The sequence below is a fragment of the Streptomyces sp. NBC_01013 genome (assembly GCF_045162765.1).
GTDB lineage: Bacteria > Actinomycetota > Actinomycetes > Streptomycetales > Streptomycetaceae > Streptomyces.
In genome coordinates, this window is sequence record NZ_CP108687.1 from 4073639 (window position 1) to 4099510 (window position 25872).

Sequence of the window (25872 nt, forward strand, 5' to 3'; positions counted from 1 at the left end):
GTCCGGGCCCGCTGTCAGGTTCCGGAGGTGGTCGGTACCACCTCTGACCATCTACCGATTTACGTACCCAGCACGCCCGGAATGACGCTCCCCCTGGGACTTCACCCGGGGGCAACCCCCGGTCGAGCAGACCCAGTCGACCGCAAATGGACGTCGCAGGGTGCATTTTTTGGCCAAGTTACTTACCCCTTGGACACCACAAATCCCGTGGGGACAATGCTGGACATGGCCTTACTTGTGCGTGTACATGTGGATGCACTGATAGCGGCGCAGAATGACATGGGGGTTTGCGATGCTATTCGACGAAACAAACCAGTCGGAAAGCCGGCAACCATGAGCGCCCCACACCTGCCGAAAGTGGCTGGAATCGATCCCACAGTTCCGGTTTCGGCGCACACTGCCGGGCCTCTCTCCGAGGTGCCGGCTGCGCCCGGCGCCTTCATCCAGGACCGCCTGGCGGGCTGGGTCTCCGACCTCACCACGCTGCACGAGCTCACCGAACGGCTGGCCAGAACCAACACCCTCGACGACGCCCTGCACGAGCTGCTCGATGCCGGAGCCGCACTGGTCGGCGCCCGTCGCGGACTGATCGCCTTCGAACCGTCCGACCTCCGCGGCCCCGTCAGCACCATCGGCCTCGGGCTGGCCCACGCGGAGCTCGGCCAGATCGAGACGGTGCCGCGCAGCGCCACCTCGTACGGCCGCATCCTGGAGGGCCTGCCGAACGCCGACGGTCCGCTGACCACCCCTGATCTGCTCGGCGACACCAGCCTGGACCCCCGCAGGCGCGAGGTCGCCGCCCGGCTGGGCTACGCCGCCAGTTACGCGCTGCCGATCACCACCGAGCGGACCGGGCGGCTCGCCGCCGCGGTCTGGCTCTACGACGAACCCGCCGAGCCGCTGGAGCGTCAGCGTCATCTCGTCGGGCTGTACGCCGGGTACGCCGCCGAGCATCTTGCCCGGCTGCTGGAACTGGAGCGGGCCAGGACCGACGTCGCCACCATCGCCGAGGAACTGCTGCCCAGCCGGCTCCCCCGCGTGCCCGGCACGCAGTTGGCCGTACGCCATCACGCCGCACCGCAGGGCGGCAGCGACTGGTACGACGCGCTGGCCCTGCCGGAAGGCGCGCTCGGCCTCGCCGTGGGCTCGGTCGGCGGCTCGGGGCCGAGCGCCCTGGCCGCCATGGGACGGCTGCGCGCAGGCCTGCGGGCGTACGCGGTGATGGAGGGCGAGGATCCGGTCGCCGTCCTCTCCGATCTCGAACTCCTGATGCGCCTGACCGAACCGGCCCGCTCCGCGACCGCGCTCTTCGCCTACTGCGAGCCCGCCCGCCGCAAGATCCTGCTGGCCGGTGCCGGACACACCCCGCCACTGATCGTCGGGGACCGGCGCACCGAATACGTCGAGACCACCCTCTCCGCCCCGCTGAACATGCTGGCCTGCTGGGAGGCACCGAGCGTGGAGATCATCCCCGCGCCCGGCGAGACGGTCCTCCTGTACACCGACGGTCTGCTGCGCCGCGCGGGCGACTCGATGGACCGGGCCTTCTCCCGGCTCCACTCGGCTGCGGCTAGCGTCCCCAGGGCGCTGCGTCACGACGCCGGATCAATCGCCGACCACGTGGTGCGCACCGTGCTGCCCGACGGGATCGACCAGGGTGACAGCACCGAGGACGTGGTCCTGCTCGCGGCACGCTTCGACTGAGCGGCCTCGCACCCGCCGGTACCGTGGGGCCACCCTGTGTAAGAGGTCTTCCGGCCCTGGGCCCCCTTCCGTACGCCCGTACGATGGAGGGGGTCCAGTGTCGTATCAAGGAGAAACACGTCGTGTCTGAGGAGCTCACCCCGGAGAACCCGGAGACCGAAGAGACAGAACCGGTCAAGCAGCGGAAGAACGGCCTGTACCCGGGCGTCTCCGATGAGCTCGCCGCGAGCATGAAGTCCGGTTGGGCCGATACCGAGCTGCACGGCCTGGAGCCGATCGCCCAGGCCACGCACACGGCCGACCGCCGCGCCGCACTGTCGGCGCGCTTCCCCGGCGAGCGGCTGGTCATCCCGGCCGGCCGGCTGAAGACCCGGTCCAATGACACCGAGTACGCCTTCCGCGCCTCCACGGAGTACGCGTACCTCACCGGCGACCAGACCCAGGACGGCGTCCTCGTACTGGAGCCGAAGGGCGAAGGCCACGAGGCGACGGTCTACCTGCTGCCGCGCTCCGACCGGGAGAACGGCGAGTTCTGGCTCGACGGCCAGGGAGAGCTGTGGGTCGGCCGCCGTCACTCCCTGACCGAGGCCGAGACGCTGCTGGGCATCCCCGCGAAGGACGTCCGCAAGCTGCCCGCCGCGTTGTCCGAGGCCACCGGCCCGGTCCGTAACGTCCGCGGTCACGACGCCGGCATCGAGGCCGCGCTGGCCGACAAGGTCACCGCGGAGCGCGACGAGGAACTGCGGGTCTTCCTCTCCGAGGCCCGCCTGGTCAAGGACGCCTTCGAGATCGCCGAGCTGGAAAAGGCCTGCGACATCACCGCGCGCGGTTTCGAGGACGTCGTGAAGGTCCTCGACAAGGCCGAGGCGACGAGCGAGCGCTACATCGAGGGCACGTTCTTCCTCCGCGCCCGCATCGAGGGCAACGACATCGGCTACGGCTCGATCTGTGCTGCCGGCCCGCACGCCACCACCCTGCACTGGGTGCGCAACGACGGCGCGGTGCGCTCCGGCGAACTGCTGCTGCTCGACGCCGGCGTGGAGACCAACGAGCTCTACACCGCCGACGTGACCCGCACGCTCCCCATCAACGGGACGTTCACGCCGCTGCAGCGGAAGATCTACGACGCGGTCTACGAGGCACAGGAAGCCGGCATCGCCGCGGTGAAGCCCGGCGCCGACTACCGCGACTTCCACGACGCCGCGCAGCGTGTGCTCACCGAGAAGCTCGTCGAGTGGGGCCTGCTCGGCGACCTGTCCGTGGAAAAGGTCCTGGAGCTGGGTCTCCAGCGCCGCTGGACGCTTCACGGCACCGGTCACATGCTCGGCATGGACGTCCACGACTGTGCCGCCGCGCGGACCGAGTCCTACGTCAACGGCACGCTGGAACCCGGCGTGTGCCTCACCGTGGAGCCCGGTCTCTACTTCCAGGCCGACGACCTGACCGTTCCCGAGGAGTACCGCGGCATCGGCGTCCGGATCGAGGACGACATCCTCGTCACCGAGGACGGCAACCGGAACCTCTCGGACAAGCTGCCGCGGCAGGCCGACGAGGTCGAGGCGTGGATGGCCCGGCTCAAGGGCTGACCGTCGGCCACGCCCCACGCCCCACGCGCCACAGGGCGCCCTGCTCAGGACACCATGAGCAGGGCGCCCTCCCGCCATTTCAGGACCTTGTCGAAGCTCACCAACGCGCCGCCGTGCCCCGGCCGGTTGCCGAAGTGGACGTGATCGGCGAGCTCCTCGATCAGGCAGAGACCCCGCCCGTCCTCGGCGGTGAGCGGCGGGTGCTCCGCGTACTGCGGTGTGCAGTGCTGCTGCTTGGATTCGTACGGCTGCTCTGTCTCGTGCTGCTGTGCGGCGGTGCGAAGTGCGCGCCTGGCGGGAAAGCCCGGTCCGGAATCGGCGACTTCGATACGGCATTTCTCGCCGTCCAGATACGCGGTGACCCGGTACTGCCCACTGGCAGCACCGGCCGGCTCCTCCCAGGCGTCCCATGTTTCCGTGGCATCACCCGTGCCGCCTTGTGCTCCGCCGTGCTCGACGGCGTTGGCACAGGCCTCGCTCAGGGCGAGCGACAGGTCGAAGGAGATGTCCGGGTCCACGCCCGCTGATTCCATCGTGCCGAGCAGGAATCGACGGGCGAGCGGAACGCTCGCAGCTTCGCGCCGCAAATGGAGTGACCACCAGATGCTCATGCTCCAGCCTCCTGGCTGCGGCTCGACATACCGATACGTATTGCCGCCCTACACCGTTTGTAAGCACGGACGGGATGTGAGACCGCTCATTCGGCGGATACCCGCGCTCGCCGCACCTGTGCATCCCCGGCCCACAGGGCCGTTCTGCCCCGTCCGTAACCGGTCCGAACGGCCCGCCTCCCACCGATTCGGGTGGAAGACGACCTTCCGGACCTGCCGTACGTGAGCCGGGGGCGCAGTGGGATGATGTCTCGGCCATGACTACGTCTGTGGGACGCGTCGGAGCCGGTATGCGGCTTCTGAGGGCCGCGGTGTTCGCCGCGGTCTGTGTCGCGTTGTCCGCAGCCGGGCACGCCCTGGCCGCCTGCGCGACCGTCCCCTGGTGGACCCTGCTCGCCGGATTCCTCGGAGTCCTCGCGGTGGCGGCCCCCCTCGCCGGACGCGAACGCTCGATGCCGTCCATCGCCGCGGCCCTGGCCGGCGGACAGATCGTCCTGCACACGCTCTTCGGCGTGGGTACACACGCCGCCTCGCCCCGGGTTCCGGCCGGCGAGGACGCGCTGATCCGGTTCGCGGCGAGCCTCGTCTGCGGCGCCGGACCCGGCCAGTTGAACGCCGCCGACGCCCACCGCATCGTCACCACTGCGGGTATCGACCCGACTTCGGTGACCGCGCAGACCCATCAGCACCTGTCGACCGCCACCTCCGAAGGCTCGGCCGGCCTGGCCGGGATGCTCCCGGACCTTCCCATGGTGCTCGGCCATCTCCTGGCCGCACTGGCCGCCGGCTGGCTGCTGCGACGCGGCGAGATCGCCCTGTTCCGCCTCGCCCGGCTGTCGCTCCACGGCGCCCAGCAGGTGGCGGCCGGGGCCCGGCTGCGGGCATTGCGCGCCGCGCTCGTACTCGTGGCCGCCCTGCGCGCCGGCCTCCCCGGGGGACCGACGACCGGGCCTCGCACCCCCCGTACCGCTGTGGACGCACCGCCCCCGGCCACTGGGGATCCCTTGCAGCACATGGTGATCAGGCGCGGGCCGCCCCCCGTACTCACCCTCGCAGCCTGACGCGACGCCCTCCACGCGATGCCCGCGCGACCCACACCACGCACCCCTGCGGTGCCGGTACGGGTCTTCGTGCGCACGCCGCTCGTGAGGATGAGGTGTCGCGATCCCGTCGCGCGCCCGCGCGCCGGGAGCACCCTTCCTTCGTGCACCTGTGGAGTGATCCCTGCCATGAACGTTTCCCGCATCGCCCTCGCCGGCGGCGTCGCCGCGTCCACCGTGCTGATCCTGGCCGGTACGGCCTCCGCCCACGTCAGCGTCCAGCCGCAGGGCGACGCCGCCAAGGGCGGTTATACCGTCATCAACTTCAAGGTCCCCAACGAGCGCGACGACGCCTCGACGACGAAGCTCGAGGTCAACTTCCCGGCCGACCACCCGCTGGCGTCCGTCATGCCGCAGCCCGTGCCCGGCTGGGACATCAAGGTGACCACGAGCAAGCTGGCCAAGCCGCTGGACATGCACGGCAAGAAGATCAACGAGGCCGTCTCCAAGGTCACCTGGACCGCGGCCGGCAGCAAGATCGAGCCCGGCCGCTTCCAGCAGTTCCCGCTCTCGGTCGGCCAGCTCCCGGAGGACGCCGACCAGCTGGTCTTCAAGGCCATCCAGACGTACGACAACAAGGAGGTCGTGCGCTGGATCGAGGAGCAGAAGGACGGGGCCGAGGAGCCCGAGAGCCCTGCCCCGGTCCTCAAGCTGACGGCGGCCACCGAGGACGCGCACGGCGCCACCGCCGCCTCCGGCGCGGACTCCGCCGACAAGAACGCCACCCACGCGAAGGACGAGCAGACCACGGCTTCGCCTGCCTCCTCCAGTGACGACACGGCCCGGGTGCTCGGGGTCGTCGGCATCGTCATCGGTGTCGCGGGCGTCGCCTTCGGCGTCATGGCCGGTCGTCGCCGTACCGCCTGATCGCCCCCAAGCCCCACCGTTCCACCGACCCACCAGGAAACAGTGCTCCATGGTTAAGAAGTCCGTGCTGGCCGCGGCGCTCGTCGCCGCGGCCACGCTCACCCTGTCCTCCTGCGGCAGCAGTGACAACGACAGCAAGAAGCCGATTGCCGACATCCCGATGGAGGCGAAGACACAGGCCGCGACCGTGCTCGACCAGCCGTTCACCAAGCCGGATCTGGTCCTGACCGACACCCACGGCAAGAAGTACGACCTGCGGGAGAAGACCAAGGGCAAGCCGACGCTCATCTACTTCGGCTACACGAACTGCCCCGACGTCTGCCCGCTCATCATGAGCAACATCGCGATCGCCAAGAAGTCCCTTCCCGAGGCCGACCAGGAGAAGCTCCAGGTCGTCTTCGTCACCACCGACCCGGAGCGGGACACCCCGGCCTCACTGGGCACCTGGCTCAAGTCCCAGGACCCCTCCTTCATCGGTCTCACCGGTGACTTCCCGGCCATCCAGGCGGGCGCCCGGCAGATCGGTATCGGTATCGACGCACCGAAGAAGGAGAAGGACGGCACGATCGTCTCGATGCACGGCTCCCAGGTCATCGCCTTCTCGCCGAAGACCGACAAGGGCTACGTCCTGTACAGCGAGGACACCACGCCCGACGACTACACCAAGGACCTCCCCAAGATCGTCAAGGGGGAGAAGCCGTGAACCGCCGCACCACCCTCGCCGGCGTCCTGGCCCTCTCCACGGGTCTGACGCTGGCGGGGTGCTCGTCCTCGGACAGCGAACCGGAGTTGAAGGTCATAGGGGCCTTCATGCCGCAGCCCGTCAACGACATGGCCGCGGCCTTCCTCGTCGTGCGCAACGACGGTGGCGGCTCCGACCGGCTCACCTCGGTCACCAGTCCGCTCTCGGACGACGTCACGATCCACGAGACGAAGAACCAGGCCATGCGCATGGTGACGTCCTTCGACGTTCCCGCGGGCGGTGAGCTGGATCTGGAACGCGGTGGAAACCACATCATGTTCATGAAGCTCAAGCAGCAGCCCAAGCAGGGCGAGACGGTGTCCGTGGAACTGCACTTCGAGAAGGCAGGCCCCATCAAGGTCGATCTTCCCGTGAAGGAGACCACCCACAACCCGAAGAAGCAGTGAGGGACTGACACACCATGACAGCCACCGCCCCGCCCTTCGGGCCGCCCCCGTCCGCATCGGCTACGCGTCGGCCGCTCGCCGTCGCCGGACTCCTCGCCGCCCTGGTCGGCGTGGCGCTCGGTCTGCTGCTGGCCGTCGCGGGGCCCGCGTCGGCGCACGCCGCGCTCACGGGGAGCGATCCGCAGGACGGGGCGGTGGTCGACACCGCACCCAAACAAGTCACGCTGACCTTCTCCGAACAGGTCGCCATGGGGGAGGGCTCCATCCGGGTCCTGGACCCCGCCGGAAAACGCGCGGACACCGAAGACGCCCCGCTCGACCTGCACAGCGGGTCCACCGTGAAGTACGGCGTCTCCCTGCACACCGGGCTGCCCGACGGCACGTACACCGTCGCCTGGCAAGCCGTCTCCGCCGACAGCCACCCCGTATCCGGAGCCTTCACGTTCTCCATCGGTGCCCCGTCCGAGACCACGGTCGCCCTCCCGGACGACGAGGCCGGCGGCGGTCTCGTCGGCACGCTCTACGGCATCGCCCGTTACGCCTCGTACGGCGGCTTCATCGTGCTCGTCGGTGGCGCCGCGTTCGTCCTGGCCTGCTGGCAGCGCGGGGCGGGTTCCCGGCCGCTGCAACGCCTCGTCGTCCGCGGCTGGATGACCCTCACCGCGGCCACGATCGCCCTGCTGCTGCTGCGCAGCCCGTACACCGGTTCCGGGAAGCTCGGCGACGCCTTCGACCTCGACGGGCTGAAGGCGGTGCTGGACACCAAGCCCGGCGCCGCGCTCGTCTCGCGGCTGCTGCTGCTCGGTGCCAGTGCGCTGTTCATCGCGGTGCTGTTCGGGACGTACGCGAAGCGCGAGGACGAACGCGAGAAGAAGGACCTCACCTTCGGGCTCGCCATCGGCGGTGCGGTCATCGCCGCCGGGATCGCCGGCACGTGGGCCCTCGCCGAGCATGCGTCAACAGGTATCCAGCCAGGCATCGCCATGCCGGTCGACGTGCTCCACCTGCTGGCGGTCGCAGCCTGGCTGGGCGGCCTCACTGCCCTGCTGATCGCGCTGTACCGCACCCCCGACATCACCGCCGACGCGGTGCGCCGCTTCTCCCGGATCGCGTTCACCAGTGTGCTCGTCCTCACCGCGACCGGGATCTACCAGTCCTGGCGCCAGGTCGGTTCCTGGTCCGCACTGACCGGGACCGGATACGGGCAGCTGCTGCTCGTGAAGGTGGGGCTCGTCGCCGTCCTCGTCGGGGTCGCGGGCATCTCTCGCCGGTGGACCGGCCGGCTGGCGACGGGAGGGAACGCGAACGCGCCCACCGCGACCGTCACGGCCGGCACCGAAGGCCCGGAAGAGGAAGAGAAGGCCGCGGACACGGACATGCGGGAGGCGGCCGCCCCCGGGGATCCCGCGCGCGCCGCCCAGCTCGCACGCCAGCAGGCCGCCGTCGCAACCGCAGAGAAGAAGCGGATACGTGACGCCGACCCGGACCGGTCCGGCCTGCGCCGCTCGGTACTGGCCGAAGTCGGAGTCGCTGTGGCCCTGCTGGCGGTGACCACCGTCCTGACTTCGACCGAGCCCGGCCGCACCGAGGAGGAAGCGGCGCGCACGTCCGCACCTGCCGCCGCTCCGGTGGCCGACGGTCCCGTCAACCTCACCCTGCCGTTCGACACCGGCGGCAGGAACGGCAAGGGAACCGTCCGCATCGACCTGGACCCTGGACGCACCGGAGCCAATGTGGTGCACCTCTGGATCGACGACATCGACGGAAAGGCCATGGACGTCCCCGAGGTGAAGCTCGCGTTCACCCTGGAGTCCAAGGACATCGGGCCCCTCCCTGCCGTCCCCGTCCGGCTGACCGAGGGCCACTGGACCTCCACCGGTGTCCAGATCCCGATCGCCGGCAACTGGAACGTCGCGGTCACCGTGCGTACCTCGGACATCGACCAGATCACGGTCGACAAGAACGTGAAGATCGGCTGAGCAGGACCTTGAGCGGAAACAGGATGAACAGCGGCGGCACATCGAATGGTGCGGGCAGCAAGACCAAGCGCAACGGCGACGGCGGTACACCGACGACCGGCGCGATCTCGCGTCGGCGGCTGCTCGGCACCGCAGGAGCGGCCGGTGCCACCGGCCTCGTCCTGGGGGCAGCCGGCGGCGCCACCGGCTACGCCGCGACCCAGGACGAGGTCCCGGCCGCACTGACCTCGGTCGGCTCCACCGAGGTGATGTTTCACGGGAAACATCAACCGGGGATCACCACTCCGCTTCAGGCCCGCGGCCACCTCATCGCCTTCGACCTGGCCCCCGGGGCAGGGCGCAAGGAAGCGGCTGCCCTGATGCGCCGCTGGTCGGCTGCGGCACAGCGGCTGATGGCCGGCGAACCCACCACCGGCGGGGCGGCGGACGGTACGGGACACGACACCGGCATCGCGCTGGACGCCGGGCCGTCCTCCCTGACCGTCACCTTCGGCTTCGGCGCCACCTTCTTCGAACGCACGGGCCTGACGGCCCACCGTCCGCCCGGGCTCGACCCGTTGCCCCCGTTCTCCGCCGATCACCTCGATGTCGGCCGCTCCAATGGAGACCTCTGGGTGCAGATCGGCGCCGACGACGCGCTCGTTGCGTTCCACGCACTGCGAGCCGTGCAGAAGGAGGCCGGTTCGGCTGCCACCGTGCGCTGGCAGATGAACGGCTTCAACCGCACCCCCGGCGCCACCGCGAAGCCGATGACCGCCCGCAACCTCATGGGCCAGATCGACGGAACCGGCAACCCGAAGCCGGCCGACAGCGACTTCGACCGGCGCATTTTCGTGGCGGACGGTGGTCACGCCGCCTACGACTGGCTGGCGGGCGGCTCGTACGCGGTCGTCCGGCGGATCAGGATGCTGCTCGACGACTGGGAGAAGCTCCCGGTGGAGCGTCAGGAACGGGTCATCGGGCGGCGCAAGGCCGACGGCGCCCCGCTCAGCGGCGGCACCGAGACCACTGAGATGGACCTCGACAAAGCGGGCCCCGACGGGAAGCTGCTGATCCCGGACAACGCTCACGCCCGGATCTCCTCCCCCGAGCGCAACAGTGGCGCGGCCATGCTGCGGCGTCCGTTCTCGTACCACGACGGCGTCTCCTCGGACGGCACGCCGGACGCCGGTCTGCTGTTCATCTGCTGGCAGGCGGATCCGCTGCGCGGCTTCGTGCCCGTGCAACGCAAACTCGACCGGGGAGACGCCCTGTCTCCGTTCCTCCGCCACGAGGCGAGCGGACTGTTCGCCGTGCCGGGCGGTGCGGCGGAGGGGGAGTACGTGGGACAACGGCTCCTGGAGTCCTGAGCCGGTGCGGGGCGCCGAAGCGCCGGCCTCCGGAGGCCCGAGCGAGGGCGGATGGCGCGGCGGCCTCCCCGACCGCTGACCCACCGCCGAGCGGTGCCGCAGGTACGGAGGGTGCAACGACTCCCCGAGCGCTGATCCACCGCCCGGTGGTGGTGCGGCAACTACGGGGACGCCGTGCCATCCCGGCGCATTAGGGTGACGGTATGTCCGCCACGCGCTACGCCTATCTCGGCCCCGAGGGCACCTTCACCGAGGTCGCCCTCCGTACGCTCCCGGAAGCCGCCACCCGCGAACTCGCCCCGATGGTCTCCGTACCGGCGGCGCTGGACGCGGTGCGCAACGGTACGGCCGCCGCGGCGCTCGTACCGATCGAGAACTCCGTCGAGGGCGGCATCACCACCACGCTCGACCAGCTGACCAGCGGCGAACCGTTGATGATCTACCGCGAAGTGCTGCTCTCCATCACCTTCGCGCTGCTCGTGCGTCCCGGCACCAAGCTGTCCGACGTCAAGACGGTGACCGCCCACCCGGCCGCTCAGCCGCAGGTGCGCAACTGGATGGCGGCCCATCTCCCCCAGGCCGTCTGGGAGTCTGCGGCGTCCAACGCGGACGGCGCACGGCTCGTGCAGGAGGGGCGGTACGACGCCGCCTTCGCGGGTGAGTTCGCCGCGGCAACCTACGGCCTCGAACCGCTGGTGACCGAGATCCACGACGCGGAGAACGCCCAGACCCGCTTCGTGCTGGTGGGCCGTCCGGCCCGACCGGCGGCTCCGACCGGTGCGGACAAGACGTCCGTGGTCATCTGGCTCGGGGACGACCGCCCCGGCGCGCTGCTCGAACTGCTCCAGGAATTCGCGGTGCGCGGAGTGAACCTGATGTTGATCCAGTCCCGGCCGACGGGCGCGGGAATCGGCAACTACTGCTTCGCGGTGGATGCCGAAGGCCATATCTCCGACCGCCGGGTCGGCGAGGCCCTGATGGGCCTGAAGCGGATCTGCCCGAAGGTGCGCTTCCTCGGCTCCTATCCACGGGCCGGTGTGGAGCCGGCGGACGTACGGCCCTTGCGTGCGGGCACATCGGACGCGGCATTCGCCGAGGCCTCCGACTGGCTGGCCCGGAACCAGGACGGCCGGGCCTGAGGGCTGGGGCCCTCCGCACGACCCCTCACCCCCTCCCCATTCGGGCAATTCGGGCGCTCCGGCCGCTGCGGCCGAGGGCTGCCCTCTCCAGCCCTCAGGCCCGAAGCCTGCCCGCTCGACCGGTGCGATCAGCCGATTGTCGCCGCGGGAATAGTTATCCACAGGAGCGCGTCTCGACCTGGGGACAAGTCGACACCGTAATGCGACATGGTCGACAAATCATCCCAGCCCGCTCAGACCACCCACGGGCCAATGGGTCGTCTCTTGTCAGCTCAATTCCATTGATCAACTCTTTAGGGCGAGGAATTCCCACCCGAACGAGGGTGTGAAGGGGGTTTGAACCGTGAATCCACGAGCCGGCGTGCGGCTTTCGGAATGATCTCCTCCATGTCCACAGGTCTTCCTCACAGCCTGTGGATAACTTTGACCAACCACCCACTCCTGTGGACAAGCCGCGACCAACTCCCCTTCCAGGCAGGGTCGATGCGTCAAGACGCACAACCCTTCTGCCCCATTTAGGGGAATAGGGGATCTTTCCTGACGCGCCCCATCTGCATCCGTCGCGGATTCCCTCCCCAGCATTACCAATACCGGCAATTCGGGCAAAGTGACACGCTTGGCAATATCGGTTCGGACTACCGAAGCCGACACCGGTAGCCTGGAGGGGTGATTGACCTTCGCCTGCTTCGTGAGGACCCCGACCGTGTTCGCGCCTCCCAGCGCGCCCGTGGAGAGGACGTCGCCCTCGTCGACGCCCTGCTCTCCGCCGACGAACGGCGCAGGTCGTCCGGGGTCCGGTTCGACGAGCTCCGTTCCGAGCAGAAGTCGCTCGGCAAGCTCATCCCCAAGGCCTCCCCGGAGGAGCGCGCCGAACTCCTGAAGAAGGCCGAGCAACTCAAGGCCGACGTCAAGGCGGCCGACCTGACGCAGAACGAGGCCGACGAGGAGACCAGGAGCCTGCTGCTGCGGCTCGGCAACATCGTCCACACGGACGTTCCGGTCGGTGGCGAGGAGGACTTCGTCGTCCTCGAGACGCACGGCACCATCCGTGACTTCGGCGCCGAGGGCTTCGAACCCAAGGATCACCTGGAGCTCGGCGAGGCGCTCGGCGCGATCGACATGGAGCGCGGCGCCAAGGTGTCCGGGTCGCGCTTCTACTACCTGACGGGCGTCGGCGCGCTGCTGGAGCTCGCCCTCGTCAACGCCGCGATCGCCCAGGCCACCGAGGCCGGCTTCATCCCGATGCTCACCCCCGCGCTGGTCCGCCCGCGTGCCATGGAGGGCACCGGCTTCCTCGGCCAGGCCGCGGAGAACGTGTACCACCTGGAGAAGGACGACTACTACCTGGTCGGCACCTCCGAGGTACCCCTCGCCGCGTACCACATGGACGAGATCATCGACGCGGACAAGCTGCCCCTGCGCTATGCGGGCTTCTCGCCCTGCTTCCGCCGCGAGGCCGGCACGTACGGCAAGGACACCCGCGGCATCTTCCGGGTCCACCAGTTCGACAAGGTCGAGATGTTCTCGTATGTCGATCCGGCGGACGCCGAGGCCGAGCACCAGCGCCTCCTGGACTGGGAGAAGCAGTGGCTCACCGCGCTCGGCCTGCCCTTCCAGGTGATCGACGTCGCCACCGGCGACCTGGGCGCCTCCGCCTCCAGGAAGTTCGACTGCGAGGCGTGGATCCCGACCCAGGGCAAGTACCGCGAGCTGACCTCCGCCTCCAACTGCGACAGCTTCCAGGCACGCCGGCTGTCCGTCCGGATGCGTGACAACCGCGACGGCAAGAAGGTCCTCCAGCCGTTGTCCACGCTGAACGGCACGCTGTGCGCCGTGCCGCGCACCATCGTGGCGATCCTCGAGAACAACCAGCTGGCCGACGGTTCGGTGCGGGTGCCCGAGGTACTCCGTCCCTACCTGGGCGGCCGCGAGGTCCTGGAGCCGGTCGCCAAGTGACCTTTCCCTACAAGCTCGTCGCGACCGACCTCGACGGCACGCTGCTGCGTGACGACGACACGGTCTCCGGGCGCACACGCGAGGCACTGGCCGCGGTCACCGCGGCCGGTGCGGCGCACATCATCGTCACCGGCCGCGCCGTCCCGTGGACCCGGCACATCCTGGACGACCTGGGTTACGAGGGCCTCGCGGTCTGCGGTCAGGGGGCGCAGGTCTATCACGCGGGCGAGCGCAAGCTGCTGACGTCGCTCACACTGGACCGCCAGCTCGCCGGCCTCGCACTTTCCAAGGTCGAGGCCGAGGTCGGTCCGCTGGCACTGGCCGCGAGCCGCGACGGGCTCGACGGTGAAGTGCTGGTCGGCCCCGGCTACCGCGTGCAGGAGGGACCGCTTCCGGCCGTCCCTGTTCAGGACCCGGCCGAGATGTGGTCCGCCCCGCTCAACAAGGTCTACATACAGCACCCCGGTCTGGACGACGATGCGCTGGCGAAGGCCGCGCGGGCGGCGGTCGGGAATCTGGTGGACGTGGTCATGGCGGGTCCGGGCGTGGTGGAGATCCTGCCGCTGGGGCTCAGCAAGGCCACCGGTCTCTCGCTGGCCGCGCGTCGGCTGGGCGTGAAAGCGGCGGACACGATCGCCTTCGGTGACATGCCGAACGACATCCCGATGTTCGCCTGGGCACGTCACGGCGTGGCCATGGCCAACGCGCACGAGGATCTGAAGGCCGTGGCCCAAGAGATCACCGCGTCGAACGAGAGCGACGGGATCGCCGTCGTGCTGGAGCAGTTGCTCTAGCGGTCAGGGCCGGGTTCTGCCCCGGGCCGGGTTCCGTCCTGGGCCGGGTTCCTGAGGCGGAGGATGCGCGGATCGAACGCGCGCGGGGTTTTCGGCCCCGACGACGGCTTAGCAAGCCGCTGCCTTACCACTCGGCCAATCCTCCGGGAGGCGGCCACGCGCGCGATGCGCAGGGATGGCCGCCCGGGCGTGCTGCTGGGAGCGGCGTGGCGGGGCAGTCGCTCGACTACTCCGGTGCCGGCTCGGGCACGCCCTGCGGGGAGCTCGACGGACTCGGACTCTCGGTCATCGCCGCGCTCCTCTCCCGGTCTTCGGTGCCGTTCCCGGCGGGTGCCGTCTCACCTACTGTGCCGTGCCACCGGGGGCCGGTGCCACCCAATTACGGGTGGCACCGGCCCTCCGGCCTTCTCAGCGGCTCCTGTTACGGCGGCACAGGTCCTTGAGGTTGCGCGCGAGCTCGTCCATGCGACCGTCGAGCCGGCCGATGTCGTCGGCCACCTCGCCCAGTCGCACGCTCGTGGCGCCGACCACCTGATGCGTGACCTCCAGCCTCCGGTCGAGGCTGTCCAGCCGGTGCGACATCCGGCCGAGCACCGGGCCGAGTTCCTGCAGGGCGGTGCCGACACCGGCCAGACAGCTTTCGACCCGGGTGACGCGGTGTTCGAGCGAGGTGTACCCGGCGCGCAGGTCCTGCTCGGCGTCGAGGAGATACGTACGGACGCATCGCGCGATGTCGCTGTCCCGAAGAAGCATGGCGACGTTGAGGACGGTCCTGCGGGTGTAGAGGCGGAGCTGAGTCGCCACCTGTGGATAACTTTCCGCCCCTTCACCACCCCATAGCGACACCATGCCGCTATGGAAGGTTCGCAGGTCGGAGCCCCGGAGCACACGCAACCCGTTCTGTGCGAGCTCGTCCTGATGGCGGTCGGTCAGCCTCCTGACCACGCCTGTGGATACTTCGAAGTACCGAGCCACGTCCTCGGTGCGGACGTGAACTCCGTCCGGGAGCATGACAAGGCTCTTCACCTTGTCCAGGACATCGACGCGCCCCGTTAGTTCGATGCGCAAGGCGCGTGATTCGAGTAGGGCGACTTCCGTGGGCATGAGCATGCCTTCCGATCGTGATGCGACGGGGGACAGCCCTCTCCCCGGGCTTCAGGGGCGGAGGACGCTCACGGTTGCCACTCATTCAATGACCGACCGACGGGTGATTCCCCGCCGTGTCGGCTATCCCGATTTCACGAAAGCCACGACGCCACAGAATCCAGTTGCCTCCACGCACCGGGAACAACGAACCGATAACCGTACAGTTACGCGTAAGACTGTCCGGCATGCGACAACCCCCGTCCATGGGACGGGGGTTGTCGCACATCACGAGCCGTTCGCGCTCAACGCTTACTCCTCCCCGGCGAGCTTCAGCGTCCGCAGCTTCTGCCCGGCGTACCAGGTCGCCACCACGGTGACCGCGGCCAGCAGCACCGTCGCGAGCGGCAGCCCGACGTCGGAAGTGATCGCGCCACCTCCGCCGACCTTCTCGGCCAGCGCAAGGGACCACTGCTGCACGCTGAGCGTGCGCGCACCCGGTACGAGGCTGCCGAAGAGGGCCTCCCACACGAGCGCGTAGACGAGGCCGAAGACCACCGCGTGCCGGCTGACCGTGCCCAGCAGCAGGAACAGCGCGCTGTAGGCGATCGAGGCGACCAGCGCCGCGATCGTGTACGCCACCGCGATCTGCTGGCCGTTGCCGTTGAGGATCAGACCGGCAATCAGTGTCGGAACGGCCGAGAACACCATCGTCACCGCGATCGCCACGATCAGCTTGGTGAAGATGATCGTCGGCCGCTTCACCGGCTTGGCCAGCAGATAGACGATGGAGCCGTCGTCGATCTCGGGCCCGATGGCTCCCGTTCCGGCGATCACACCGATCAGCGGCACCATGGTGGCGATGGCGAATCCGCCCAGCACGTCCGAGGCCACCTGGTCGTCAGCCCCGGCGAACATCCGTACCGCCACCGCGATGACGATCAGAAGCGCGGGCAGGACGAACAGGATGGCGGCCCGGCGCCGGCCGAGCAGGGCCCGGTAGGTGAGCCGGGCGACTGTGGGGTCGTACATGACGTCACAGCTCCTTTCAGGCCACTACTCAGGCCGCTACGAGATAGGAAAAGACCGATTCGAGGGACTCGTCGGACGGCGAGACAGTCAGCAGCCGGATGCCCTGATCACGTGCCACCTTCGGCAGCAGTGTGGTGAAGCGCCCGAAATCGACGGCCTGGATGCGCAGCGCGTTCTCGCCGAGGTCGACCTCGATCCCGGCCGTCGACGGGTCGGCGATGAGCGCGGCGGCAAGCGCACGGTCGTCGCTGGACCGAACGAGATAGCGGTGCGGGCGGTCGGTCATCAGCCGACGGATCTTGCGGAAGTCCCCGGACGCGGCATGCCGCCCGGCCACGATCACCTCGATGTGCGAGGCGAGCTGCTCGACCTCTTCGAGGATGTGGGAGGAGAAGAGGACCGTGCGGCCCTCCGCCCCCATCCGTCGCAGCAGATCCATCAGCTGCATCCGCTGGCGCGGGTCCATTCCGTTGAACGGCTCGTCGAGCAGCAGCACGGACGGGTCGTGGACCAGCGCGGACGCCATCTTCACGCGCTGGCGCATGCCCTTGCTGTACGTCGAGATCTTGCGGTCCTGCGCGTACTCCATCTGGACCGTGGCCAGCGCGGCAGCCGCCTCGGCGTCGCCGAGACCGTGCAGTTCGGAGTTGGCCACGACGAACTCGCGACCGGTGAGGAAGTCGTACATCCCCTCGCGCTCCGGCACGATGCCGATCTGCCGGTATACGGCCTCGTTGCGCCAGATCGGCTTGCCGTCGAGCGTGACCGTGCCCGTCGACGGGGCGAGGAATCCGGCCATCATGTTGATCAGCGTGGACTTGCCGGCGCCGTTGGGGCCGAGCAGACCGGTCACCCCCGGACCCACGGTCATGCTCACGTCGTTGACGGCGACCACGTTGCCGAACCAGCGGGACGTGTGGTCGATCTCGATGGTGGTCACAGCCCGACCCTCCGGTAGCGGCGCATCAGTACGGCGTACGAGCCGGCAACGAGCGCGAGGACAACGATCAGATAGACCACACCGGCACCGGCCCCCGGGCCTTCTCCTCCGGGGAAGGCGGAGGTCGCTCCGAGGAACGCGGTCTGCACTCCGTCGATGAGCGTGATCGGCGAGAAGAGCCCCAGCCACGGAACTGCGCCGGTGGACCCTGTGGACCATGCGATGCCCTGGATGGTGCTGACCGCGCCGTACGTGATCGTCAGTACGGCGATCACCGCTGCGACACCGAAGCCGCGCCGCGGCGTGAGCGCGGCCATCACGAGGCCGAGTCCGGCGAAGAGTACGGACAGCAGCGCCACCGACACCATTCCCTGGGCGAACCATTTGGTCTGGTCGGCGAAGTCGAACTTCCCCAGCAGCGCACCCACGTAGAGGATGACGACGGGAGCGCCGGTGAGGACGAAGAGCGCGGAGACCATGGCCGCGAACTTCGCGAGGACGTAGTCGCTCCGCTCGATCGGCCGGGAGAAGTACAGCGGGACGCTCTTGAACCGGAGGTCCCGGGAGACCGACTGAGGTGCCTGCGCCGCGATGAACAGGCCAATGACGGCCTGGAGGTAGATCGCGAAGGAGGTGTACTTGATCGGCAGCTTCGTTGTGTTCGGAGTGGCGATGGCGACGGCCACGATGATCGCCGCGACCAGGCACATCACGCCGAACAGCAGCATGGGCAGCACCTTGGACTTGGCCGAGCGGCCGAGGCCGAAGGAACCGCGCAGGGACTGCGAGTAGAGCGATCGGCGGGCGTAGGCCCGGCCGAGACGCGGGCCGTCGTAGGCGCGGTAGCCGATGTTGTGGATCCGGGAGGTCTCGCTCCCGGTCGCGGCGCCGGTCTCAGTGCTCATCGCGACCGCTCCCCTTCTGCTGTACGGCCCCGGCTGCCACGGGCGCGGCCTGCGCCTCGGGGTGCGCTGCCGGTGCCACTTCGGTACGGAAGACCTCGGCGATGTGGTGACGGCGCTGTTCCATCCGGACAAGGCCGAGCCCGAGGCCGGCGACGCTGTCCCGGACGAGGTCGTACGTCTCCTCGCCGGTCGCCTCGATCAGCAGGATGTGGCCCGCCCCGGGCAGCCCCTCGGCGTCCAGCCCGTCGAGTCCCACCAGCTTGATCCCCGCGCCGGTGAGGACCTTGCGCACGGCGTCGGTCCCGTCGGGGTGGGTGTCGCTGTCGGTGACCTCGACCGCGAGGGTCGTGGTGGTCTGGGTGAAGTCGCTGGTGGAGCTGGACCGCAGCAACGATCCGCCGTCGATGACGACGACGTGGTCGCAGGTGCGTTCCAGCTCGCCCAGGAGGTGCGAGGTGACGAGGACCGAGATGCCGAAGTCCGTGTGGATCCGCCGGATCAGGCCGAGCATCTCGTCGCGGCCGACCGGGTCCAGGCCGTTGGTCGGCTCGTCGAGAAGGACCAGCTGCGGGTCATGGACCAGCGCCTGGGCCAGCTTCACCCGCTGCTTCATGCCGGTCGAGTAGCCGCCGATGGGCCGGTAGCGCTCCTCGTACAGCCCGACGTGCCGCAGGGTGTCCGCGGTACGTTCGCGGGCCGCGGTCGGCGGCAGACCGGACATCCGCGCCATGTGGACGACGAACTCGGTGGCCGAGACGTCGGGCGGCAAGCAGTCGTGTTCGGGCATGTAGCCCACCCGTTCCCGGATGGCGGCGCCGCTCGTCGAGACGTCGAGCCCGAGCACTGCGGCCCGGCCCTCGGTCGCGGGGGACAGACCCAGCAGGATCTTGATCAACGTGGACTTGCCGGCTCCGTTGGCGCCCACCAGCCCGGTCACACCGGGGCCGATGTCCAACGAGAGCCGGTCAAGCGCGGTCACCCGGGGGAACCGCTTGCTCAGGCTTTCGGTCGCAATGACAGTCACGTCATCGACGGTAGTGGCGTGGGCCACACCGGTCGTCAGACCTGACGGCTGGATTCCCGTCAGACTCCAGACGTACGGACCCGTAGGGGGACCCCTCGAAGGAGGACCCACCGCCGCGGGGCGCGGCCCGAGCGGTCGGCCGCGAAGTTGTCCACAGGCCCGGCACACCCCTTGACGCAGCCGCCGGACATTGTCACATTCATCAGTGTCACGTTACGGGCACGTACCGAGCACGGCAGGGAACGGACGGTGGCATGGCTTCACGCGTCAAAGACGAAAGGGCCCTGGAACTCGAGGGTTTCAGGCAAGCGCAACGTCTCGCGTACGCCTGCGCCGAAGCGGTCGCAGCCCGTCTGCAACCGGGAGTGACGGAGCGCGAGGCGGCCCGGATGCAGCGCGAGTGGCTGCGTGAGCGCGGGGTGCGCGACTGGTTGCATCTCCCGTTCGCCTGGTTCGGGGACCGCACGGCGTTCACCGGGTTCAAAGTGCCGCTGCAGTTCTTCCCGACCGGTCGGCCGTTGGAGCCCGGGATGCCGTTCATCCTCGACATGGCCCCCGTGTACAAGGGATTCACCGCCGACATCGGATACTCCGGCTGCCTCGGGCCCAACCCCCTGCACGACCGGCTGCTCGCCGATCTGGAGGTCCATCGCGGGCTGATCCTGCGCGAGGTGCGGGAGCGGCGCCCCTTGCGCGAGATCTACGAGGACGTCGAGCGGCTCATGGTCAGGCAGGGTTACGCCAACCGGCACCGCGCCTACCCGTTCGGGGTCCTCGCCCACAAGGTCGACCGAGTAGCCGAACGGGGTTGGTCGCCCCACGTGTTCGGGTTCGGCACGCAGTCGCTCAAGGGGCTGCTGAGCGATGCGATGCACGGGCACCGGGGCGGCTGGTCGCCGCTCTGGAGTCCGTACCGCTTCTCCGGCCATCCCCCACAGCCGGGCCTGTGGGCGGTCGAGCCACACCTCGGATTCCGGGGCACGGGTGTGAAGTTCGAGGAGATCCTGGTCGTCACCGATTCACGGGATCCGGAGCAGAGTGCCTTCTGGCTGGACGACGATCTGCCGCATGTGCGGAGCTGGACCGAGGAGAGGGTGGCGGCGTGAGTCTGCGAGACCTGCCGGGGGCGCGCGAGCGCCGGGTGGCCACGGGCGGCATCGACCTGTGTGTCGTCGAGCTGGGTGATGCGGCACAGCCCACGATCGTGCTGGTGCACGGCTATCCGGACAGCAAAGAGGTCTGGACGCAGGTCGCCAGGCTCCTCGCCCAGGAGTGGCATGTCGTGCTGTACGACGTGCGCGGCCACGGCAGCTCGACGCCGCCCGTGCCCCTGCGGGGCGGGTTCACGCTGGAGAAGCTGACCGATGACTTCCTGGCCGTCGTCGACGCGGTGAGCCCGGACCGGCCGGTGCACGTGGTGGGGCACGACTGGGGTTCGGTCCAGGCGTGGGAGTTCGCCACGGTCAGCCGCACCGAAGGCCGGATCGCTTCCTTCACCTCGATGTCCGGCCCGTCGCTGGACCACTTCGGGCACTGGATCAAGCAGCGGATGTCCCGGCCCACCCCGCGCCGGGTCGGCCAGCTGCTGGGCCAGGGCGCCAAGTCCTGGTACGTGTACCTGCTGCACACTCCGGTGCTGCCGGAGCTCGCCTGGCGGGGGCCGCTCGGCAAGCTGTGGCCCCGGATCCTGGAGCGGCTGGAGAGAGTGCCTCCCGGCGACTACCCGACGCCGTCCCTGGCCGACGATGCGGCGCACGGGGCCTGGCTCTACCGGGACAACGTCCGCTCCCGGCTGCGCAGGCCGCGCGCGGACGCGTTCGCTCACGTACCGGTTCAGCTGATCACCCCGACCGGTGACATATTCCTCTCGGAACAGCTCTACGACGGACTGGACGCCTGGGTACCGCAGTTGACGCGGCGCTCGCTGCCCGCCAAGCATTGGGTCCCGCGCACCAGGCCGGATCAGCTGGCCTCCTGGATCGGCGAGTTCGTGGCAGCCAACGAGGCGGCGGTGCAGGGCGGTCTTCCTGTGCGGGACACCGCGCCGAAGGGGGCGTACGCGGAACGGTTCGGCGGGCAGCTCGTCCTGGTGACCGGCGCAGCCGGCGGGATCGGGCGGGCGACGGCCTTCGCTTTCGCCGAAGCCGGCGCCCGCGTGGTGGCCGTGGACCGGGACGCGGAGGGGGCGGCCCGGACGGCGGAGCTGGCCCGGTTGATCGGCGCCCCTGCCGCCTGGGCCGAGACCGTCGATGTCAGCGACGAGCAGGCCATGGAGAAGCTGGCCGACAAGGTCGCCGCCGAGTACGGCATCGTCGACGTGCTGGTCAACAACGCCGGGATCGGGCTCTCCGGTTCCTTTCTGGAGACGACGACCGAGGACTGGAAGTCGGTCCTCGACGTGAACCTGTGGGGTGTCATCCACGGCTGCCGCCTCTTCGGTAAGCAGATGGCCGACCGCGGGCAGGGCGGCCATATCGTCAACACGGCCTCCGCTGCCGCGTATCAGCCGTCCCGCGCGCTGCCGGCGTACAGCACCTCGAAGGCTGCCGTGCTGATGCTCAGCGAGTGCCTGCGTGCCGAGCTCGCCGAGAAGTCGATCGGGGTCAGCGCGGTCTGCCCCGGAATCGTCAACACGAACATCACCGCGACCGCGCACTTCGCCGGGACGGACGCTGCGGAGGAGAGGCGGCTGCGCAAACGGACGAGCAGGATCTACGGGATACGCAACTACCCGCCGGAGAAGGTCGCCGAAGCGATCCTCGCTGCGGTCGTGCGCAACCGGGCCGTCGTGCCGGTGACGCCCGAATCCCACGCCGTCCGGTTCCTGTCGCGGATCAGTCCGGGAGTGCTGCGCGGGATCGCCCGTCTGAAGCCGCCCCTGTGAGCCTCACCGAACCGTCGGCGGGCGACCGGAAGGCCGCCGAGTACCGGATCGAGGACCTCGCGCATGCCAGCGGTGCCACGGTCCGCACCATCCGCGCCTATCAGGACCGCGGACTGCTTCCGGCCCCCGAGCGGAGGGGGCGGGCCAATGTGTACCGGGACACTCACCTCGCCCGACTTCGGCAGATCGCGGACCTGCTGGACCGGGGCTACACCCTGGCCAGCATCAAGGAGTTGCTGGAAGCCTGGGCCGATGGACGAGGGCTCGGCGGTGTGCTGGGACTCGTCGCCGAGGTTCACGGGCCATGGACGGACGAGCGGGCGGACCGCATCACCCGCGCGGAGCTCACCGTGAAGTTCGGTGGGCGTCCCGACGACGAGGCGGTCGCCGAAGCGGTGGAGCTCGGAGTACTCGAACGAATCCCGGGGCGCGAGGACGAGTTCCTGGTGCCCAGCCCTCAAGAGCTCATGGTGGCAGCGGAGTTGCATGCCGCCGGCGTACCACTGAGCGCGATTTCCGCACACCTGAGGGAGCTTCGCGGTCAGGTCGAGCAGATAGCCTGCCGCTTCCTGGAGTTCACGACGGAGCACGTTTTCGCCCGATATCTCGGTCACCGCCCGCCGACCGATGAGGATGCGGCCGAGGCTGCCTCTCTGGTCCGTCTGCTTCGTCCGCTGGCGCAGCAGACGGTGGATGCCGAACTCGCGCGTGCCATGCGCATGTTCGCCACCCGGCATCTGGAGCACCACCTCACCGCAGCAGGGGTGCCCGCCTCTCAGACCGCGCCGCCGGGGCGGGCCTCCGTCGTCCTGCCCGCCTCCACAATCAGCGCGGTAGAGCTTCTGGTTGGACCGGACAACCTCGCTGCGTTCATTGCGGCTGCCGCCGAACGAGAGGTACAGAAAAGAACATTGGACGCCTACGCCTCATCGCACCCTAATAAATAGATAATTGCCCAAATGGGGCAAATCAATGACCACTTGTCCACAGAATCGCCAAATCGCTTGTGGATAACTTGAGTTGACTGTGGATCAAACCTCGCGACGCAAAATTGCTGATGTCTGCCGGAACTCAAATCCGGGTGCGCCGGCCAGTACGTCACGGGCACTCTGTCGGGATGGATGAAAGACGCACCGTCAAGGTGTCCAAGTACCTTTCGAAACACCTCCGGCATCAGCCCGAACGGATCGGTCTCACGCTGGACGCCAACGGTTGGGTGGCGATCGACGAGCTGTTGCGCGCCGCCGCCCTCCACCACTTCCCCCTCACCCGCGCCGAGCTCGACCACGTCGTCGCGGCCAACGACAAGCAGCGTTTCGCCGTCGCGGGCGACCTCATCCGGGCAAGCCAGGGACATACCGTCGACGTGGACCTGGACCTGCCCCCGGCCGAGCCGCCCGCGTACCTCTATCACGGCACGGTCGGCCGGTCCCTGGACGCGATCCGCGGTGAGGGGCTTCGTCCGATGAACCGCACCCACGTCCACCTTTCACCCGACCGCGAGACGGCGACCCGGGTCGGGGCCCGGCGCGGCCGCCCCGTCGTCCTGTCGGTGGCCGCAGGTGCCATGCACCGGGCGGGGCACGTCTTCTTCGTCAGCGCCAACGGGGTCTGGCTCACCGCCGCCGTGCCCCCGGAATTCCTGCGGCTACCGGGCTGAGCCAGCCACCGCACCGCACCGCACCGCACCGCACCGGCCAGCGTGCGACCGGGCGCCGTACCGGCGCGATCGCTATCCCGCGAGCTGAGCCAGGCCCTGCGTCACGATCCGCTCGAAGAGCTTCTCGTCAGAGACGGCGGCGGAGAAGGCGGGGCTGCCGTCGGGTACCGGTGCGTGGATCACGATCTCGGTGAAGCCGAGCTCCGCATGCCTGCCCGCGAAGTCCACGAACGCGTCCACGGATTCGAACGGCCCGCCCCTGTTTCCCGTGAGGTCCGGATTGAACTCCGGGGTGAACCCCGTGAGCAGGATCTTGCCGAGCGCGTCGACGTCCCTGTCGCTCTCGGCGCAGGCCTTGCCCAGCCTGGCGACCTGACCACGGATGGCGTCGAGTGACTCCGCCGCGCTGCCCGTCTCGTACAGCTTCGGGTCGCCGGTGGTCACCCACGCCTGTCCGTACCGCGCGGCGAGCCTGAGCCCGCGCGGACCGGTCGCGGCCACGGCGAACGGCAGACGGGGCTCCTGAGCGCAGCCCGGAAGATTCCGCGCCTCAGTGGCCGCGTAGAACTCGCCCTCGGACGTCAGCCCGGCCGGCTCACGGAGCAGCCCGTCCAGCAACGGCACGAACTCACCGAACCGGTCGGCCCGTTCACGCGGGGTCCATGGCTGCTCGCCGCCACGAAGAAGCGTGGTCGCGTCGAAGCCGTTGCCCCCGGCCCCGATGCCCAGCGTGATGCGGCCACCCGAGATGTCGTCGAGCGAGATCAGTTCCTTGGCCAGGGTGACCGGGTGCCGGAAGTTCGGCGAGGTCACCAGTGTTCCCAGCCGCAGACGTGACGTGGCACAGGCGGCCGCCGTCAGAGTCGGCAGCGCACCGAACCACGACCGGTCCCGGAAGGCGCGCCAAGCCAGGTGGTCGTAGGTGTACGCGGCATGCAGACCCAGCTCCTCGGCGCGCTGCCACTGCGAGCGCCCACCCTCGTTCCAGCGGCGGACGGGCAGGATGACGGTGCTGAGGCGCAGAGTGGTGCTCATGGCCCCGAGTTTACGGTGGCCACCCGGCCCCACCCCTCTTCCGGCCGGCTTCTTCGCAGGGGGCTGCGGCACGCGCCGCGGGACTTGAAATCCAACGACATATGCCAGAGGAACGTTCCCCAGTTCAGGGGCGTACGCACTCAAATGTGCGCCCCTGCGCACGCCCGTGCACGCTCGTGCGCGAGAATGGACCGGTGACCTCAGCTATCGAACAGCCCGTTTCTGCCGCTCCCCGGCTGATCGCCACCGACCTGGACGGCACTCTCCTGCGCGACGACAAGACCGTCTCGGACCGCACGGTCGCGGCGCTCGCCGCTGCCGAGGAGGCCGGAATCGAGGTCTTCTTCGTCACCGGCCGTCCCGCCCGCTGGATGGATGTCGTCAGCGATCATGTGCACGGTCACGGCCTGGCGATCTGCGCCAACGGCGCCGCCGTCGCCGACCTGCACGCGGGCGGCAGGCTGCTGAAGGTGCGGGCCCTGGAGCGGCCGACGGCCCTCGATGTCGTGCACACGCTGCGTGCGGCCGCCCCCGGCACCTCGTTCGCCGTCGAGCTGGCCACCGGTATCCACTACGAACCGGCGTACCCGCCGTTCCACCTCGACCCCGGCGCGACCGTGGCCGTCGCCGAGAAGCTGCTCCGCGAGGAGACGCCCGGTGCCGGCGCCCCGGTCCTGAAGCTTCTGGCCCACCATGGCGAACTGGCCCCGGACGACTTCCTCGCCTTGGCACGCGGGGCCGCCGGTGACCGGGCGTCCTTCACCCGGTCCAGCCCCACCGCACTCCTGGAGATCAGCGGACCCGGTGTCTCCAAGGCCAGCACGCTGGAGCTGTGCTGCGCCGAGCGCGGCATCTCCTCCGCGGAGGTCGTCGCCTTCGGCGACATGCCGAACGACGTGGAGATGCTGAGCTGGGCAGGCACGTCCTACGCGATGGGCAACGCACACCCGGCCGCTCTGTCAGCCGCCTCCGGCCGTACGGTCACCAACAACGAGGACGGCGTCGCGGTCGTCATCGAGCGGATCATCGCCGACCGGGCCCGCCCTCGCATCGAACGCTGAGCGGCCTGCTCCCA

At 69.3% G+C, this 25872-nt stretch carries 23 protein-coding genes and 1 tRNA gene; 16 read left to right on the forward strand and 8 right to left on the reverse strand.

Annotated elements, in window-relative coordinates:
- Positions 1-216: 216 nt before the first annotated feature.
- Together OG538_RS17635 and OG538_RS17640 are read left to right on the forward strand one after the other, a co-directional pair.
- Complete coding sequence (locus tag OG538_RS17635; RefSeq protein ID WP_406094658.1) at positions 217-1704, forward strand: PP2C family protein-serine/threonine phosphatase; 1488 nt, start codon at positions 217-219, stop codon at positions 1702-1704.
- A 122-nt stretch (positions 1705-1826) separates the two neighbouring features.
- Positions 1827-3290, forward strand: coding sequence for an aminopeptidase P family protein (locus tag OG538_RS17640; RefSeq protein WP_406094661.1), 1464 nt, complete (start codon positions 1827-1829; stop codon positions 3288-3290).
- Positions 3291-3334: 44 nt separating this feature from the next.
- On the opposite strand, the gene OG538_RS17645 is transcribed toward OG538_RS17640, so the two are convergent.
- Positions 3335-3901, reverse strand: coding sequence for an ATP-binding protein (locus OG538_RS17645; RefSeq protein WP_406094663.1), 567 nt, complete (start codon positions 3899-3901; stop codon positions 3335-3337).
- A 257-nt stretch (positions 3902-4158) separates the two neighbouring features.
- On the opposite strand from OG538_RS17645, the gene OG538_RS17650 reads away from it, so the two are divergent.
- The 9 genes from OG538_RS17650 (at position 4159) to OG538_RS17690 (ending at position 14234) form a co-directional block, all read left to right on the forward strand.
- Positions 4159-4962 carry a hypothetical protein gene (locus tag OG538_RS17650; RefSeq protein ID WP_406094665.1) on the forward strand — a complete coding sequence of 268 codons (804 nt, stop codon included), beginning with the start codon at positions 4159-4161 and terminating at the stop codon, positions 4960-4962.
- Between the two features lie 168 nt (positions 4963-5130).
- On the forward strand, positions 5131-5868 hold the full coding sequence (locus OG538_RS17655) for a YcnI family protein (RefSeq protein WP_406094667.1): 738 nt from the start codon (positions 5131-5133) through the stop codon (positions 5866-5868).
- A gap of 49 nt (positions 5869-5917) precedes the next feature.
- Positions 5918-6571 (forward strand): SCO family protein, encoded by a 654-nt coding sequence (locus OG538_RS17660; RefSeq protein ID WP_406094669.1) that lies wholly within the window; start codon positions 5918-5920, stop codon positions 6569-6571.
- Complete coding sequence (locus OG538_RS17665; RefSeq protein WP_406094671.1) at positions 6568-7017, forward strand: copper chaperone PCu(A)C; 450 nt, start codon at positions 6568-6570, stop codon at positions 7015-7017. Before OG538_RS17660 ends, OG538_RS17665 begins: the two co-directional genes overlap by 4 nt.
- Before the next feature lie 14 nt (positions 7018-7031).
- Complete coding sequence (locus OG538_RS17670) at positions 7032-8996, forward strand: copper resistance CopC/CopD family protein (protein ID WP_406094673.1); 1965 nt, start codon at positions 7032-7034, stop codon at positions 8994-8996.
- A 23-nt stretch (positions 8997-9019) separates the two neighbouring features.
- On the forward strand, positions 9020-10345 hold the full coding sequence (efeB, locus tag OG538_RS17675; RefSeq protein ID WP_406100191.1) for an iron uptake transporter deferrochelatase/peroxidase subunit: 1326 nt from the start codon (positions 9020-9022) through the stop codon (positions 10343-10345).
- A gap of 203 nt (positions 10346-10548) precedes the next feature.
- Positions 10549-11484 carry a prephenate dehydratase gene (gene pheA, locus OG538_RS17680; RefSeq protein ID WP_406094675.1) on the forward strand — a complete coding sequence of 312 codons (936 nt, stop codon included), beginning with the start codon at positions 10549-10551 and terminating at the stop codon, positions 11482-11484.
- Between the two features lie 666 nt (positions 11485-12150).
- Positions 12151-13440 (forward strand): serine--tRNA ligase, encoded by a 1290-nt coding sequence (gene serS / locus OG538_RS17685; protein WP_406094677.1) that lies wholly within the window; start codon positions 12151-12153, stop codon positions 13438-13440.
- Positions 13437-14234, forward strand: coding sequence for an HAD family hydrolase (locus OG538_RS17690; protein ID WP_406094679.1), 798 nt, complete (start codon positions 13437-13439; stop codon positions 14232-14234). The genes serS and OG538_RS17690 overlap by 4 nt, the downstream gene beginning before the upstream one ends.
- A 57-nt stretch (positions 14235-14291) precedes the next feature.
- On the opposite strand, the gene OG538_RS17695 is transcribed toward OG538_RS17690, so the two are convergent.
- The 6 genes from OG538_RS17695 to OG538_RS17720 form a co-directional block, all read right to left on the reverse strand.
- Positions 14292-14379 (reverse strand) — tRNA-Ser (locus OG538_RS17695).
- 263 nt (positions 14380-14642) lie between these two features.
- Positions 14643-15338, reverse strand: a complete 696-nt coding sequence (locus tag OG538_RS17700) for a hypothetical protein (protein WP_406100192.1) — start codon at positions 15336-15338, stop codon at positions 14643-14645.
- A gap of 291 nt (positions 15339-15629) precedes the next feature.
- Entirely contained in the window at positions 15630-16349 is a 720-nt protein-coding gene (locus tag OG538_RS17705; RefSeq protein WP_406094681.1) for an ABC transporter permease, read from the reverse strand.
- 28 nt (positions 16350-16377) lie between these two features.
- The gene (locus OG538_RS17710; RefSeq protein ID WP_406094683.1) at positions 16378-17289 is read right to left on the reverse strand and encodes an ABC transporter ATP-binding protein; all 912 of its coding nucleotides are present in this window, start codon (positions 17287-17289) and stop codon (positions 16378-16380) included.
- Complete coding sequence (locus tag OG538_RS17715) at positions 17286-18194, reverse strand: ABC transporter permease (protein WP_406094685.1); 909 nt, start codon at positions 18192-18194, stop codon at positions 17286-17288. Before OG538_RS17715 ends, OG538_RS17710 begins: the two co-directional genes overlap by 4 nt.
- Positions 18184-19218: an ABC transporter ATP-binding protein gene (locus OG538_RS17720; RefSeq protein ID WP_406094687.1), complete on the reverse strand. Its 1035-nt coding sequence runs from the start codon at positions 19216-19218 to the stop codon at positions 18184-18186. The genes OG538_RS17715 and OG538_RS17720 overlap by 11 nt, the downstream gene beginning before the upstream one ends.
- A gap of 254 nt (positions 19219-19472) precedes the next feature.
- Here OG538_RS17720 and OG538_RS17725 point away from each other — a divergent pair, with 254 nt between their 5' ends.
- The 4 genes from OG538_RS17725 (at position 19473) to OG538_RS17740 (ending at position 23762) form a co-directional block, all read left to right on the forward strand.
- Positions 19473-20324 (forward strand): M24 family metallopeptidase, encoded by an 852-nt coding sequence (locus tag OG538_RS17725; RefSeq protein WP_406094689.1) that lies wholly within the window; start codon positions 19473-19475, stop codon positions 20322-20324.
- The gene (locus OG538_RS17730; protein WP_406094691.1) at positions 20321-22102 is read left to right on the forward strand and encodes an SDR family oxidoreductase; all 1782 of its coding nucleotides are present in this window, start codon (positions 20321-20323) and stop codon (positions 22100-22102) included. The genes OG538_RS17725 and OG538_RS17730 overlap by 4 nt, the downstream gene beginning before the upstream one ends.
- Positions 22099-23049, forward strand: coding sequence for a MerR family transcriptional regulator (locus OG538_RS17735; protein ID WP_406094693.1), 951 nt, complete (start codon positions 22099-22101; stop codon positions 23047-23049). The genes OG538_RS17730 and OG538_RS17735 overlap by 4 nt, the downstream gene beginning before the upstream one ends.
- A gap of 170 nt (positions 23050-23219) precedes the next feature.
- Positions 23220-23762: an RNA 2'-phosphotransferase gene (locus tag OG538_RS17740; protein ID WP_406094695.1), complete on the forward strand. Its 543-nt coding sequence runs from the start codon at positions 23220-23222 to the stop codon at positions 23760-23762.
- Positions 23763-23834: 72 nt separating this feature from the next.
- Here OG538_RS17740 and OG538_RS17745 read toward each other — a convergent pair whose 3' ends face one another.
- A complete protein-coding gene (locus tag OG538_RS17745; RefSeq protein WP_406094697.1) occupies positions 23835-24797 on the reverse strand; it encodes an LLM class flavin-dependent oxidoreductase in 963 nt (320 codons plus the stop codon).
- Between the two features lie 194 nt (positions 24798-24991).
- On the opposite strand from OG538_RS17745, the gene OG538_RS17750 reads away from it, so the two are divergent.
- Positions 24992-25858: a Cof-type HAD-IIB family hydrolase gene (locus OG538_RS17750; RefSeq protein ID WP_406094699.1), complete on the forward strand. Its 867-nt coding sequence runs from the start codon at positions 24992-24994 to the stop codon at positions 25856-25858.
- Positions 25859-25872 lie beyond the last annotated feature (14 nt).

Excerpts from the sequence above, each read along its gene's own strand:
- OG538_RS17635 (WP_406094658.1), top strand. The coding sequence starts at position 217 with ATGCTGGACATGGCCTTACTTGTGCGTGTACATGTGGATGCACTGATA.
- OG538_RS17645 (WP_406094663.1), bottom strand. The coding sequence starts at position 3,901 with ATGAGCATCTGGTGGTCACTCCATTTGCGGCGCGAAGCTGCGAGCGTT.
- OG538_RS17650 (WP_406094665.1), top strand. The coding sequence starts at position 4,159 with ATGACTACGTCTGTGGGACGCGTCGGAGCCGGTATGCGGCTTCTGAGG.
- OG538_RS17655 (WP_406094667.1), top strand. The coding sequence starts at position 5,131 with ATGAACGTTTCCCGCATCGCCCTCGCCGGCGGCGTCGCCGCGTCCACC.
- OG538_RS17660 (WP_406094669.1), top strand. The coding sequence starts at position 5,918 with ATGGTTAAGAAGTCCGTGCTGGCCGCGGCGCTCGTCGCCGCGGCCACG.
- OG538_RS17670 (WP_406094673.1), top strand. The coding sequence starts at position 7,032 with ATGACAGCCACCGCCCCGCCCTTCGGGCCGCCCCCGTCCGCATCGGCT.
- efeB (WP_406100191.1), top strand. The coding sequence starts at position 9,020 with ATGAACAGCGGCGGCACATCGAATGGTGCGGGCAGCAAGACCAAGCGC.
- pheA (WP_406094675.1), top strand. The coding sequence starts at position 10,549 with ATGTCCGCCACGCGCTACGCCTATCTCGGCCCCGAGGGCACCTTCACC.
- OG538_RS17700 (WP_406100192.1), bottom strand. The coding sequence starts at position 15,338 with ATGCCCACGGAAGTCGCCCTACTCGAATCACGCGCCTTGCGCATCGAA.
- OG538_RS17705 (WP_406094681.1), bottom strand. The coding sequence starts at position 16,349 with ATGTACGACCCCACAGTCGCCCGGCTCACCTACCGGGCCCTGCTCGGC.
- OG538_RS17715 (WP_406094685.1), bottom strand. The coding sequence starts at position 18,194 with ATGAGCACTGAGACCGGCGCCGCGACCGGGAGCGAGACCTCCCGGATC.
- OG538_RS17725 (WP_406094689.1), top strand. The coding sequence starts at position 19,473 with ATGGCTTCACGCGTCAAAGACGAAAGGGCCCTGGAACTCGAGGGTTTC.
- OG538_RS17740 (WP_406094695.1), top strand. The coding sequence starts at position 23,220 with ATGGATGAAAGACGCACCGTCAAGGTGTCCAAGTACCTTTCGAAACAC.
- OG538_RS17745 (WP_406094697.1), bottom strand. The coding sequence starts at position 24,797 with ATGAGCACCACTCTGCGCCTCAGCACCGTCATCCTGCCCGTCCGCCGC.